The following is a 14,606-nucleotide window of genomic DNA, read 5'->3' as shown; positions in this document are numbered from 1 at the left end:
GAGGTAGGTCGGCAGCACCTGCTTTTCGATAACGCCACGGTGATGCGCCATCACCGGGCCTTCGACCAGGGCTCCGCGAACCACCAGGGTCTCGTAATCGGGCATCGGTTCGGCAGGGATTTCGTGCCACTCCGGCATCTGCGCGTTCGGGCAGATCTGGAACGCGTAAAAGCCGTATGCCGGCACGGTGAGCAGGTATGGCAGCTGTCCCACGGGTGGGAACGACGACCCACCCATGATTTCGATCGGCACCTGGCCATCGAACGCGGCGAGATCCAGTTCCACGGCCTGCAGGGAGCGCGACATGTTCGCCACGCAGAGCACGTGTTCGCCGTCGAACTCGCGCAGATACGCCAGCACCTTGCGGTTGCCCGGATAGAGGAATTTGAGCGTGCCGCGACCGAAGGCCTTGTAGCGTTTGCGCACGGCGAGCATGCGGCGCGTCCAGTTCAGCAGCGAATGGGGATCGCGCGACTGGGCTTCGACATTGATCGCCTGGAAGCCGTAGAGCGGATCCATGATCGGCGGCAACACGAGGCTGGCCGGATCGGCGCGCGAGAAACCGCCGTTGCGGTCGACCGACCATTGCATCGGGGTACGCACGCCGTCACGGTCGCCGAGATGGATGTTGTCGCCCATGCCGATCTCGTCGCCGTAATAGAGCACCGGCGTACCGGGCATCGACAGCAACAACGCGTTCATCAGCTCGATACGACGACGATCGCGCTCGAGCAGCGGGGCCAGGCGCCGGCGGATGCCGAGGTTGATGCGCGCACGCTTGTCCGCGGCGTAGGTCTGCCACAGGTAGTCGCGCTCGTTATCCGTCACCATTTCGAGCGTCAGCTCGTCGTGGTTGCGCAGGAAGATCGCCCACTGGCAATTCTCCGGGATCGCCGGCGTCTGCCGCATGATGTCCGTGATCGGAAAGCGGTCTTCGCGCGCGATCGCCATGTACATGCGCGGCATCAGCGGAAAATGGAACGCCATGTGGCATTCGTCGCCGTTGCCGAAATAGTCCTGCGTGTCCTCCGGCCACTGGTTGGCCTCGGCAAGAAGCATGCGGTCGGGATAATGCTGGTCGATCTCCGCGCGCATCACCTTGAGGATGTCGTGCGTTTCGGGAAGGTTTTCGTTGTTCGTCCCTTCCCGCTCGATCAGGTAAGGAACGGCATCCAGGCGCAGGCCGTCGACACCCATGTCGAGCCAGAAACGCATGACGTCGAGCACGGCCTTCAGGACGGCCGGGTTGTCGAAATTCAGGTCCGGCTGATGCGAGAAAAAGCGATGCCAGAAGTACTGGCCGGCGACCGGATCCCAGGTCCAGTTCGACTTCTCGGTATCGAGGAAAATGATGCGCGTGCCGTCGTAGGCCTGGTCGGTATCCGACCAGACGTAGAAGTTACGCGCCGCCGAACCCGCCTTTGCCGCGCGTGCGCGCTGGAACCAGGGATGCTGGTCGGAGGTGTGATTGATGACCAGCTCGGTAATCACGCGCAGGCCGCGCGCATGCGCTTCATTGATGAAGCGCTTCACGTCGGCGAGCTTGCCGTAGTCCTCGTGCACCGCCTTGTACTCGGCGATGTCGTAGCCATCGTCGCGACGCGGGCTGGGATAGAACGGCAGGAGCCACAGCGTGTTGACGCCCAGCTCCGCGATGTAGTCGAGCTTCTCGATCAGGCCCTGGAAGTCACCCACACCGTCATCGTTGGAGTCGAAGTACGACTTCAGATGCACCTGGTAGATGATGGCGTCCTTGTACCAGAGCGGATCGCTCGAGAAGTCGGGAGCGGCGGCCTGTTTCTTTGCTTTGGCGCGTGTAGCCATGGATCAGACTCCGGGTAGCCGCACGTGCCAGATCGCATAGGGCTGGCCGAGGCCTAGCCACACATGCTGATCGGCGCCGCGCCAGGCGATGGGTTGGTTATGAAGCAGGTCGTGGATATCCAGCTGCGCGTCGGGGGCATAGCCCCAGTCGCCCAGCGGTAGCGAAAGGTCGGCGGCCTGGGCGTTATGCGGATCCATGCTGATGGCCACCAGCACGATGTCGTCGCCCGAGCGCTTTTCGAAGAAAAGTACCTGCGGATTGTTCGCTGGCAGGAAGCGCACACCCAGATGACTCTGCAGCGCCGGATGCGCACGACGGACGGCATTGAGCTGGGTGATCTCGGCAACGATGTTGCCCGGGGCATTGAAGTCGCGGACGCGGATTTCATACTTTTCCGAATCCAGGTACTCCTCCTTGCCCGGCATCGGTGCGGCTTCGCAGATCTCGAAGCCCGAATACATGCCCCAGAGACCCGAAAGCGTGGTCGCCAGCGCGGCGCGGATCAGGAATCCCGGCCGCCCCGACGTCTGCAGGAAGTAAGGATCGATGTCCGGCGTGTTGACGAAGAAGTTCGGCCGGAAAAAATCCTTCGGCGGCGTGGTCGTCAGCTCGGTGAGGTAATCGACGAACTCCTGCTTCGAGTTTCGCCAGGTGAAATAGGTATAGGACTGGCTGAAGCCCACCTTGGCCAGACGGTACATGGGCTTGGGCCGGGTGAATGCTTCGGAGAGGAACAGCGCGTCGGGGTACTTTGCACGCACCCGCGCAATCATCCACTCCCAGAACGGGAATGGCTTGGTATGCGGGTTATCGACACGGAACGTGCGAATGCCCTCGTTGGCCCAGAACAGCACCACGTCGCAGAGCGCCTGCCACAGCGAGGGAATCGCGCCTTCGGCATAAAAGTCGACGTTGACGATGTCCTGGTACTTCTTCGGCGGATTCTCCGCGTAGCGGATGCTCCCGTCGGGACGCCAGTCGAACCACTCCGGATGCTCTTTCAGCCAGGGGTGGTCCTGCGAGCACTGGATCGCAAAGTCGAGCGCAAGCTCCAGGCCGTGTTCGTGCGCGGCGTCGCGCAGCGCACGGAAATCCTCGATCGTGCCCAGCTGCGGATGGAGCGCGGTGTGGCCGCCGTCGGGCGAGCCGATCGCGTACGGACTGCCCGGATCGTCCGGACCGGGTGTGAGCGTGTTGTTCGGCCCTTTGCGGAACGCGGTACCGATCGGATGAATCGGCGGGAAATAAAGCACGTCGAAGCCCATGTCGCGCACGGCCGGCAAGCGCGCGATGGTGCTGCGGAATGTGCCGTGCTTCGCCTTGTCGTCGGTCATCGACCGGGGGAACAATTCATACCAGCTGGCGAATCCGGCTTCGCGGCGGTCGATCTCGAGCTGGAAGGTCTCGGTGAGGGTCGAACGGAGGCGGGGATCCGTCGCCGTCATCAGGGCCAGCGTGCTCTCGGCAAGCAGAAGTTCGAGGCGCTCGTCGCCGTCGCTGCGTGCGACCGCCGTGGCGAGGCTGCGCAAACCCTTCGCTTTTGCGCCAGCCGCGTCTTTCGCGCGTGCCTCGACGAGCAGCCTGCCCTCCTCCAGCTCCAGGCCGATGGGCACGTGGGCGGCGTGTTTTACCTCGAGCTCGTGGCGATAGGTCGCAAACGGATCGCGCCACGCCTCGATCTGGAACTCGTAGCGCCCCATGCGGGTCGGTGTGAAGCGCGCCGTATGGATGTCGTTGTTGACGGGCTCGAGCACGACTTCGCGCCAGGCTTTCTCATCCAGGGCGCGGTAGCGCAGACGCGCGGCGAGCACATCGTGGCCGTCCGCAAAGATATCGGCGCTGACATCGATAGCCTGACCGACGATGCGTTTGGCGGGGAAACGACCGCCATCCACGACGGGCTGGACGGCTTCGATGATGATGCGCGGGGCTTTCGTAGCAGACTGCATGAATTCCTTATGGGCGGTGGCGCCGATCTTGCGTTTCACAGGCGCGCCCGCATGGGCGGTCAAGGTCAGTACGGCGCCCGGATGCAGGACGACACCGTCGCCTTCATCGAAGACCTTGCGGCCGTCGGGCGTAGTCCAGGGACCGAAGTGGGACGCGTCGCCGATCAAGGCGTCGGCGGCGGTCAGCGGCGCTTCGCGATCGAGCGAGGCGTTGACCAGGGTGAGCGTGGCGCGCGTGGCCGTGCGCGGATCCGCGCCGTCCACGGTAAGAAAGGTAGCAATGCCCTTGCCCGTGGCCATCGTCGGCACGCCGTGGATGCGCTCACCGACCGCGGCATTGGCCGCCTTGACGGTCGCAGTAACATCCAGGACGGCGCCCGCCGCCAGGTCGGCAGGAGTGATCGCCGCGCCCCGCCTTGGATCAAGGGCATCGTGCGCGGCAAATTCGAAGCCTACCGGCATCATCCATCCACCCGGCGCCGTCGCAGCGAACGCGATGGCGCGGCGATACGCATGGTCGAGCTGGTTTTCCTCACCCAGTTCATCGCCCAGGCGAGTGGCGAATGGTGCTTCGGTACAGGCCAGCGCCGGCGCGATCGCCTGCAGGCGGGCCGCCTCCTCGGCGTACCAGGGTGCACGAAAATCCCACCAGTTGGCTGACGACACCACGGCATCGAAGCCCGCGCCCTGCATCGAAGCCAATTCCTCGGGCGTGCTTCCCGGCGTCCAGGCGAGAAAGCCCGCGTCGGGCGAACCCTCATGAACGGCATCGATCAGGGTTTTCCAAAGCGATGCGGGGAGCCGCTGCGGGTGCATCAGGCGGAAGCCGGCGACGCCGACCGCCGTCCATCGTCGGAGGCGGTCGATCCACCATTGGGTGGCGGCATCGGCCACGGTGGGGTCATTCAATCGCCAGCGGGCGCTGTCGCTTTCGCTCGGAGTCCAACGCGGATCGGGCGTGCCGTGCTGGGCGGCGATCGCCCGGAACCAGTCCGGATGCTCTCCGCGCAGCGGCGAATCCGACGCCAGTTCATCCAGTGACACGTCCAGCCACAACTCCACGTGCTGCGCCCGGCACGCCTTGGCGATCTGGCCCAGCCGTGTGGTGGCATCGCCATCGGCGCCCAACGAGGGATTGAGCCGGTCGAAGTCCCGCGTGACGAAAACGTCAGCGCAGGCCGAGGGTTCGAAAGGCGGTGCGATCAGCAGCTGTCGAAAGCCCAGCGAGGCCGCATGCTCGATCCAGGGATTCCAAGCGGTCATCGGCCCTGCAAGCAGGGGATGCAGGTAATAAATGCATAGGGGCGCACGCATGCTTGCCGACATGTCTCTCGTGTTCCTCTGGGGGTGGAACAAGCATGCCGGGTCGGATGTATGCGTCGTGCCAATGGACCCGGACACGCGAAGGCATTCACAGTGACGCAGACGGGTGTTGCGGCAGTGTGAATACGTGGGTTTTTGCGGGAGTTACGCTGTGCAGGTGAGTTCTTCGTCACAGCTTTCCTGCGGACCGTCCGCTGCGCGGACGCATGTCTCGAGCGGCATACGCCGAGCGAACAGCTACCGCCCGCCTCGAAGAGCTGCGCCGGCGGCCCCAAGGGCCTTGCCCCTCCCGGCTTTCGGATAACTCCGAGGTTCTCGGCGTCTCCGCTCCGTTGGTTTTTCGCCGATGAATCGGCTCCTACCTGTCTTCATCGCCGCTGAAGCGGCTCCCACACTGACAGCATCAGCTCTTGGTGCTATCGACCATCGCCCGGGCGATCGCCTGCTCGTCGTCGCCGGGGCGTTCAGCGAGGAGCGTGGCGGCACCGAGGCGGTCTTCGACCGGACGGTTCTGGCCGAGCTTCCACTTGCCTTCGAGACGATCGATGGGCAGGCGGATACCGATGATGGCGCGGAGGTTCGCGGCGACATAGTCGTCGGGGGCGTCGTCGACCTTCCATGGCACGGACTGCGCCGCAGCGTGTTCCGACTGGTCGGTGAGGCTTACCAGATGGGCGCGAAGGCGTGCGGGATCGTCGTAGGTTTCCACGCGGCCATAGGCGTGGACCGCGATGTAGTTCCAGGTCGGCACTTCGCGGTGATGCGTGGCCTTGCCTGGATAGCCGTTGGGCGAGATGTAAGCGTGGGCGCCGGCGAAGATCGCCAGTACCTCGCCGCCATGACGGCTTACGTGGTTATTGGGCCGGGCCACATGGGCGTACAGCGTACCCAGCGGACCCTCGTCCGGCACGAGTACGAACGGAAGATGACTCGCCTCGATGCCACCCTCGCCTGCCGTGACCAGGGTGCCGAAGGCGATCGAACGGATCGCCTCGTGCAGTACCGGCAGGCGCGATTCGACGAAGGTCTTCGGCGTATACATTACTGGCCGAACTTGATCTCTTCGCCTTCGTGCCCGCGGTCCCAGCCACGCAGTTCGTCGCGGATATGCGCGATGCGCTGGCGACCGAGCGCGTTGCGCTCCTCGTCCAGAACCAGGCCGTCGAGCAGTTCGGCCAGGCGCTGCGCCGTCGGCAGCATGGCATCCCAGGCATCCAGCGCCGGTGCCGGACCCGGCAGCGCCATGAAGAACGACAGGCCCGAGGTCTGCAGGGTGGCAATCCGCCCCATGTCGAAGTTGCCAGGCTTGGTCAGGTTGGCCACGCTGAAGATCGGACCCTGTTCCGGGTGACCGTCGACCAGCCGGTGATAGATGCCCATGTCACCGAATTCGAGGCCGGCCTTTTCCGCGGCGACGACGAGGTCGGAGCCATGGAACTTGCTGCCTTCGCGAGCAACGACGTAGAGGCTGACGATGCGCTCGACCGGCGCGTGCGACGGACGCCGCCCCAGATCCGAACGCGGCGGAGCCTTCGGCGGCGCGGCAGGCGCCGGAGCAGGAGCCGGGATCGGTGCGGGAGCCGGTGCAGCCGGCCGAGCGGCCGGTGCGGGCGCCGCGGCAACGGGTTCGTCGAGGTCGAACGGCAGATCGAAGCGCGGTTCGACACGCTGCTGTGGTGAAGGCGGCGGCGCGACCGGTGTGGCGGCTTCGTCGCGAGCCTGTGGCGGATGGATGGCCCCGCGATCGCCGGACAGCGACGCGCCCAGGCGTTCCAGCTCGGCACGCAGGTCGACATCCAGCTCGCCCTGTTTGGGCGAGGGGCGGAACAGCGGGTCGTTGGCTTCGTCGTCGCGGGCGCTGAATTCGCGCTCGTCGCGCGTGTCGTAGGAACGATCGTCCCGGGCGCTGAAGGATTCACCGCCGTCCGCGATTTCTTCACCCTCGTCGTTGAAGACAGGTTCGCGGCGCTCGCGCGAACGCTCCTGTGCCTCTGGCACGGGCTTGCGACGGCCCTGCTGCTCCTTGCGCGGCTGGCCGAACAGCCAGATCAGCACAAGGACAACGACGCCGACGAAAAGCATCGGGATGCCTACTGCGGGATTCCAGGCGAGGCCGATGACGGGATTCATGCTTCGATTCCTTGTTTAGTGCTTAAGCCACGCCAACGAGCTTGGACGCTTCGGCGAGGTCGACCTGAACCAGGCGGGACACGCCCGGCTCACGCATGGTAACGCCGCACAGCTGGTACGCGGCCTCCATGGTGGCCTTGTTATGGCTGACAAAAATGAACTGCACCTTCTCGCTCATCTCACGGACCATGGCCGAGAAGCGCCCGACATTGGCTTCGTCCAGCGGCGCATCCACCTCGTCCAGCAGGCAGAACGGGGCGGGATTGAGGCCGAAGATGGCAAAGACCAGCGACACGGCGGTGAGCGCTTTCTCGCCACCGGAGAGCAGCGTGATGTTGCTGACGCGCTTGCCCGGCGGCCGCGCCATGATCGCCACGCCGGTGTCGAGCAGGTCGTCGCCGGTGAGTTCGAGGTACGCGTGTCCACCGCCGAACAGACGCGGGAATAGCTCCTGCACACCCGCGTTGACGCGATCGAAGGTTTCCTTGAAGCGCTGGCGGGTCTCGCGGTCGATCTTCTTGATCGCGCCTTCCAGCGTTTCCATGGCGCTGACCAGATCGGCCAGCTGCGCATCGAGGTATTCCTTGCGCTGCGACTGCTCGGCGTGTTCCTGGATGGCGGCGAGGTTGACCGGCTCGAGGCGGGCGATCTTCTGTGACAGGTCGACCAACTGCTGCTGCCAGCGCTCGGGCTCGGCATCTTCGGCCAGTTCGGTCAACAGGGCCTCGAGCTCGAGGCCCGACGCCTTGATCGCCTGGGCCAGCTGTTCGGCGCGAAGCTGCAGGGCCTGCGCCGCGAGACGTTTCTCGGAGACGTTCTCGCGGACCTGGTTGAGGACGTGTTCGGTGCGCTGCCGTTCCTGCTCGAGGCGGCGGAACTCGGCGTCGCAGTCTTCGAGGGCACGGCGCGCTTCGACCAACTGCTTGTCGACCAGCAGGCGCTGATCGAGGTAGGTCTGCCGCTCTTCCTCGAGTTCGGCGATGGGGTCGGAACCGGCGGCGAGCTGCTGGTCGATCTCGTCACGGCGCGCGGTGACCTGGCGCAACTGCGTGTCGAGGCGGGCCAGCGCCTGCTCGAGCGAGGTGAGCGCTGCCCTCTTGGATTCCATGCCCAGGGCGAGCTGGTGCGACTGATCGGCGGCTTCGCGTGCATTGATGCGCGCTTCCTCGCGCGCCTCGAGCAGTTCGCGACGCTCGTTCTCCAGACCACGGCGCTCGTCTTCACGATCGCCCATCAGGCCGACGGCCTCGTCCAGGCGCGAGCGCGCGTCACGCGTCTGGCCAGCGAGTTCGTCCACCTGCTCAAGAATGACGCTGATCTCGCCACCGACCTTCTCGGCGCGGGCGCGAGCGGTTTCCATCTTGCCGCGGTGGCTCTGCAACTGGCCGGCCAGCTCGGAGAGCCGGCGATGGGCCGCGTAGAGATCACGCTGTGCGTCGTCGCGCTGGCGTTCGGTCTCGAACTTGCGCGTGCGCAGCGTCTCGAGCTGTTCGGTCCATTCTTCGCTGGAAGCCTCCAGCGTTTCGATCTGTTCGGCGAGCTGGCGGATGTCGCGCTCGCGGGCGAGCACGCCGACCTGGTTGCCTTGCGCGCGCAGCACGCGCGCCCAACCCGGACCCATCCAGGCACCGTCGCGCGTGATCACGGACTGGTGTGGGGCCAACGAGGAAACACGTGCCGCGGCATCCTCGACCGAGTCGGCGACGAAGACATTCCCCAGCAGCGCCATCGCGGCGACCGGACCGCGCACATAGGCAGCCAGGGTGCCGGCAGCACCGGGGCCGACCTGCTCTTTCGCGAACAGCGCCACATCGGCATTGCCGAGGGCTTCGAATTCAGGGGTCAAGGCGCCGATGGCGTCCACCAGCACGCCATCGAGCACGCCGGCGAGGACGGTTTCCACCGCGGACTCGTAGCCGGCATCGACCTGGAGCGACTCGCCGAGACGGCGTGAACGGTCGAGGCCCAGACGTGCCAGCCAGCCGCTCGCCGCGGTCTCTTCCTGGCCCAGCGCAGCGCTCTGCAGGGCTTCGAGCGAGGCCTGGCGGCCACGCGCGGTCTGCAGTTGCTGGCGGGCCTCGTTGAGCGACGACTGCACCTGGCGCTCTTCGTCGAGGACGCGCTCGTACGACACCTTGTGCTGGTCGAGCACGCCGCCGAGCGTTTCGACGCGCTCGCGTTGCGTATCGTGTTCGATATCCAGCTGCTCGGACGCAGCGTTGAGCGCGGCGACGTCGGTCGCGCGCTGCTCGGTTTCTAGCGCCTCTTTACGGCGCGACAGGTCGACGGTCTGTCGATCCAGGTAGGCCAGCTTGGTCCGCTCGACTTCGGCGGCACGGCTCGATTCCGAGGCGCCGCGGGTGTGCGCATCCCAGCGCTGCTGCCAGTCGGCCAGCTTGGTCTCGGTGGCGCGTTGCGCTTCGCCGGTCTCGTCCTGGATCTGCTGCAGCGCTTCGAGCTTCGGCTCGCCTTCGGCCAGGGCCATGCGCAGGGTTTCCACCTGCTCGCGGTCGGCGGTGATGTGACCCTGCAGTTCCTCGAACTCGCGCTCGGTGTCGGCGCGCGAACGAGTGAGGCGTTCGCTGAGGTCGCGGTTGTGACGGACCTGCTGTTCCACGCGCGCGATCTCGGCGCCGACCTTGTAGACCTCGGCCTGGACCTGGTTCAGATGCTCGCTGGCGCCCTGGTGACGCTCACGCACGGTCTCCAGTTGCGCTTCGATCTGGCGCTGGCCGGCAAGGTGCTTGTCGATCTCCAGCTCGGCCTCACGCAGGCCCGAGCCCTCGCCTTCGTGCTGGCGATGCAAGGTGCGGTATTCGAGGGCGCGCAGTTCGGCTTCGCGATGGGTGTGCTCTTCCTTGAAGGCCTTCCAGCGCTCGGCCGCACGGGCCTGGCGGTTGAGGTGGTCGAGCTGCTTTTCGACTTCGTCGCGCACGTCGCGGACGCGGTCGAGGTTTTCACGCGTGGCCTTGATGCGGCTCTCGGTTTCCTTGCGGCGCTCCTTGTACTTGGAGATGCCGGCCGCTTCCTCGAGGTGGGTGCGCAGTTCTTCCGGCGCCGCCTCGATGATCTGGCTGATCATGCCCTGCTCGATGATCGAGTAGCTGCGCGGGCCCAGGCCCGTGCCGAGGAATAGGTCGGTGATGTCGCGGCGACGGCAGCGCGCGCCATTGAGGTGATACGAGGACTGGCCGTCGCGGCTGACGATGCGCTTGACCGAGATTTCCGCGAAGCTCGCGTACTCGCCCTGGATGGTCCCGTCGCTGTTGTCGAAGATGAGCTCGACCGTGGCCTGGCCCACCGGCTTGCGCGCGCTGGAGCCGGAGAAGATCACGTCGGTGAGCGAATCGCCGCGCAGGCGGCTGGCGGCGGATTCCCCCATGACCCAGCGGATGGCGTCGATGATGTTCGACTTGCCGCAGCCGTTAGGGCCGACGACGCCGGTCATATTGGTGGGCAGGTGCAGCGTGGTGGGGTCGACGAACGACTTGAATCCCGCCAGCTTGATCGTGGTCAGACGCATTATGGTTTCCGTTGGGACGCGGCCGAGGSCTCCGTTCGGGAGCCACCCCCTGGCTGATCGATCACTTTGCCAAAGGGGGGCGGGGTGCGCAATACGCGAAGCAGCATGAGGTTAAAGCGCTAACCCGTTGTTTTTCGGCCTAACGATCACTCACCGGGAGCTTTTGCCTCGATCGCGAGGGCGTGGATGCCGTCCGGCATCATGTCGCCCAGTGCAGCGTAGACCATACGGTGCCGCTCGATCGGGTTTTTTCCGGCAAAGGCGGGGCTGACGATACGGGCGAAAAAATGCCCCTTCCCTTCACCCGAATGGCCCGCATGCTTGTGCCCCTCGTCGATCACATCCAGCGCGACCGGGGCCAGGGCCTCGGTCAGCAGCTGGCGGATCCGCTCGACTTTCTCGACAGTCACGGCAGGACGACCTTGAACGGACGGACGGTGACCTCGCGGTAGACACCCGCACCGATATACGGATCGGCATCGGCCCAGGCCTGCGCGGCCTCGAGGCTTTCGAACTCGGCCACGATCAGGCTGCCAGTGAAGCCGGCCTCACCCGGGTCCTCGGCGTCGATGGCCGGAAACGGGCCAGCCAGCTTCAGACGCCCTTCTTCCTTGAGTGCCGAAAGGCGGGCAAGGTGCGCCGGACGCGACGCGCGACGGCCTTCCAGGGAGTTCGGGTGATCGATACCGGTGATGGCGTAGAACATGGGTCGCTCCGCTCAGTAGACCGCGCATTGTATCGGCGGACGGGGGCCGACGTCAGTTCGGTTTTGCCGTGGTGGGAGCCGGCGCCCTGGCGTCGGCCCTGGCGTCGTCGTCCTCAGCCTGCTCCGCATCGACGGGATACAGGGCGAACGACTGGCAGCCGTCGAACGCATGGCTGAACGCACGCATCGAATACTTGTTCAATGCCTGGCAACGGGGTCCTTTCACCCCCAGCGCGATCAGGTGCCCGATCTCCTGTGCGCCAGCGGGGCCGCCATTCATCGAGTAAAGCGAGGCCGTGCCGATCTGCTGGCCCGTCGCGGTCGAGAAGACCGCGAAGTCCAGCCATGTCGACACTTCTTTCTCCACCTTGCCGTACTGCTGCACGCCCGGCGTCCGGGTGCGAGAGGCGTAGGCCGGCATCAGGACGATCCGGTAGCGGCTGCCGTTCGCTGCTTCGGTGGCTTTGTCAGGCTCGACGGCGAATCGGTCAGCTTCCTTGGAAGGCGTGTACTGCACGATCCGCACCTTGTCGAAAAGCGGTTCGAGCTCACGGGTCAGGACGAGGCCCATCGCTTCGCAGCTTCTGCGCCCGAACTCGAAGTCCTGGGCTGCGCGGCTGTCGAAAAGCCCGGTGTGTTCGTTCGGCGGACACGTGGGTAGATAGATGGTCGACGGCGTCAGCGGCTGGTCCAGCGGCACGGGCGCCCGCTTGACGGCTTCGCCACATCCGGCGAGCAGGATCGAGGCGCCAACGAACAGCGCGGCAAGCAACGAACGGCTTTGCATCGAGAATCCCTTCTGTGAGGCCATGGAATGGGTGTACCTCGCGTCTGCGTCAGTTCGCTTTCGCGGGCTTGTTGTCCTTCGCCTCGTCGTCTTCATCCTCATCATCGTCGTCACGGTGCGACGGATAGAGCATGAACGTCGTGCACTTCGGTTCGCCGAGGACGTGGAACGCGGTACGCGCCGAAAAAGAATTCAGCACTTCGCAACGAGGTCCGCGAACGCCCGCGATAATCGTCTCCGCCGCCTTCGTTGCGCCGGGCACGCCGCCGGGCGAGGCTTCGACCGTGGCCCAGCCGCGCGTACCGGTAGCAATATCGAGCACGGTGAACATCTCGGTCGCAGCGACGTAGGAAATACGGTCGGTTCTGATGCGAGACGATGAGGCAGGCCTGAGCACGATGCGGTAGCGGCTACCGTTCGACGCTTCCACGCTTGTATCCGGCTCGACGGGCTTGGGCGCCTTAAGGTCCACTTTATAGGCAACGAACTTCACCTTGCCATCCAGACCCTGGGCCTTCTCGACCAGAGCAGCGGCCATCGCGCGGCACGCGCTTTGGCCCATCGCACCGTCGGCCGCGTTCATGAAGCCGCTGAAGCCACCCTCGGAGGGACAATCCGGAACGTAGATGGTGGCCGGAAGCAGCGACTGCTCCAACGGAATCGGCGGCTTGATCACGGCCGGACCGCAGCCGGTGAGGAGAACGACAGCAAACGTGAGCAACGGCACCGCGAAGCGGAGGCGCATGACGAGTCCTTTCGATGGTGGGACGGAAACCACCAGGCCCACCCCACCCCGGGGCGGCCTGGCTACTTAACAGGCGCCAATCATGCCTCGGGGCGCATGGTCGGGAAAAGCAGCACGTCGCGGATCGACGCCGAGCCGGTCAGCAGCATGACGAGGCGGTCGATGCCGACACCGAGACCGCCGGTCGGCGGCAGGCCAACCTCGAGCGCGCGGATGTAGTCGGCGTCGAAGTGCATGGCCTCGTCGTCGCCAGCGTCTTTCGCGTCCACCTGGGCCTGGAAGCGTGCGGCCTGGTCTTCGGAGTCGTTCAACTCGGAGAAGCCGTTGGCGAGTTCCTTGCCATTGATGAACAGCTCGAAGCGATCGGTGATGCCCTTGTCGGTGTCGCTTTCGCGCGCCAGCGGCGAGACTTCGACCGGGTGGTCGGTGATGAAGGTCGGCTGGATGAGCGTGTGCTCGACCGTCGCCTCGAACACTTCCAGCAGGAGCTTGCCCCAACCATAGCCCGGCTTGACGTGGATGCCGAGGCGCTTCGCGTGGGCAGCCATGGTTTCGCGATCACGGAGGTCGGTCGGCTTGATCTCGGGATTGAGCTCGAGCACGGCGTCTTCCATGCGCCAGCGACGGAACGCCGGACCGACATCGATCGTCGCGCCGTCCCATTCGATCACCGTGCTACCGACGACATCGGCTGCCGCGGTGCGGATCATGCCTTCGGTGATGTCCATGATCTCGTGGTACGTGGCGTACGCCTGGTACAGCTCGAGCATCGTGAACTCGGGGTTGTGCCGGGTGGACACGCCCTCGTTACGGAAATTGCGGTTGATCTCGTAGACGCGGTCGAAGCCGCCGACGACCAGGCGCTTGAGGTAAAGCTCCGGCGCCACGCGCAGGAACAGCGGGATGTCGAGCGCATTGTGGTGCGTGGTGAACGGGCGCGCCGTGGCGCCACCCGGGATCACGTGCATCATCGGCGTTTCGACTTCCATGAAGCGACGCGGCTCGGCTTCGAGCCAGCGGCGCACATGGCTGATGATCTTCGAACGCAGCGCGAAGGTACGACGCGACTCTTCGGTGACGATCAGGTCGACATAGCGCTGGCGATAGCGCTGCTCGACATCGGCCAGGCCGTGGTGCTTGTCCGGCAGGCCACGCAGCGACTTGGTCAGCAGGCGGATCGCATCGACCTTGACCGACAGCTCGCCGGTCTTGGTGCGCATAAGGACACCTTCCGCGCCGACGATGTCGCCGAGGTCCCAGCGCTTGAACGCGTCGTAGCCTTCCTCACCCAGGGTGCCCTGGTGGACAAAGAGCTGGATGCGGCCCGTGCCGTCCTGCATCTGCACGAAGCTGACCTTGCCCTGCCCGCGCATCAGGATGATGCGACCGGCGACCGTCACGCGACGCGGCGTGCCCTCGATGGCTTCAGCCGTCCAGGTATCCTTGTCGGTGAACTCGGCCTGCAGGTCGCCCGCGAAGCTGTCTACCTTGAAGTCGTTCGGATAAGCGATGCCCTGCGCACGCAGCGATTTGAGTTTCTCGCGACGCTCGGCGATGAGGCGGTTCTCTTCGGCGGCGGTGACGGGAGTATCGGCGCTGGTGTCGTCGGTCATGGTGT

The 14,606-nt window shown here is 65.3% G+C and carries 10 protein-coding genes; all 10 read right to left on the bottom strand.

All coding sequences use genetic code 11. The features are described 5' to 3' along the window. Positions 1 to 1,824: maltose alpha-D-glucosyltransferase (gene treS / locus AC1DYM_RS17460; RefSeq protein ID WP_477340473.1), on the bottom strand; the 1,824-nt coding region annotated here is incomplete at its 3' end. Between the two features lie 3 nt (positions 1,825 to 1,827). Beyond that, positions 1,828 to 5,100, bottom strand: a complete 3,273-nt coding sequence (locus AC1DYM_RS17455; protein ID WP_477340471.1) for a maltotransferase domain-containing protein — start codon at positions 5,098 to 5,100, stop codon at positions 1,828 to 1,830. Positions 5,101 to 5,500: 400 nt separating this feature from the next. After that, on the bottom strand, positions 5,501 to 6,139 hold the full coding sequence (locus tag AC1DYM_RS17450) for an FMN-binding negative transcriptional regulator (protein WP_477340469.1): 639 nt from the start codon (positions 6,137 to 6,139) through the stop codon (positions 5,501 to 5,503). After that, entirely contained in the window at positions 6,139 to 7,227 is a 1,089-nt protein-coding gene (gene zipA, locus AC1DYM_RS17445) for a cell division protein ZipA (RefSeq protein ID WP_477340467.1), read from the bottom strand. Before zipA ends, AC1DYM_RS17450 begins: the two co-directional genes overlap by 1 nt. 22 nt (positions 7,228 to 7,249) lie before the next feature. Next, positions 7,250 to 10,750, bottom strand: a complete 3,501-nt coding sequence (smc, locus tag AC1DYM_RS17440; protein WP_477340465.1) for a chromosome segregation protein SMC — start codon at positions 10,748 to 10,750, stop codon at positions 7,250 to 7,252. Between the two features lie 146 nt (positions 10,751 to 10,896). Further along, positions 10,897 to 11,160 (bottom strand): BolA family protein, encoded by a 264-nt coding sequence (locus AC1DYM_RS17435; RefSeq protein ID WP_477340463.1) that lies wholly within the window; start codon positions 11,158 to 11,160, stop codon positions 10,897 to 10,899. Next, a complete protein-coding gene (locus AC1DYM_RS17430; protein ID WP_046980791.1) occupies positions 11,157 to 11,456 on the bottom strand; it encodes a YciI family protein in 300 nt (99 codons plus the stop codon). The genes AC1DYM_RS17435 and AC1DYM_RS17430 overlap by 4 nt, the downstream gene beginning before the upstream one ends. Positions 11,457 to 11,508: 52 nt before the next feature. Then, a complete protein-coding gene (locus AC1DYM_RS17425; RefSeq protein WP_477340460.1) occupies positions 11,509 to 12,243 on the bottom strand; it encodes a hypothetical protein in 735 nt (244 codons plus the stop codon). A 49-nt stretch (positions 12,244 to 12,292) separates the two neighbouring features. Continuing rightward, positions 12,293 to 12,988, bottom strand: a complete 696-nt coding sequence (locus AC1DYM_RS17420; RefSeq protein ID WP_477340458.1) for a hypothetical protein — start codon at positions 12,986 to 12,988, stop codon at positions 12,293 to 12,295. 80 nt (positions 12,989 to 13,068) lie between these two features. Continuing rightward, positions 13,069 to 14,601, bottom strand: a complete 1,533-nt coding sequence (gene lysS / locus AC1DYM_RS17415; RefSeq protein ID WP_477340456.1) for a lysine--tRNA ligase — start codon at positions 14,599 to 14,601, stop codon at positions 13,069 to 13,071. Positions 14,602 to 14,606: the final 5 nt, after the last annotated feature.

Source organism: Luteibacter sp. P1_D3 (assembly GCF_056406135.1).
This window is presented reverse-complemented; position numbering and strand designations above follow the sequence as displayed.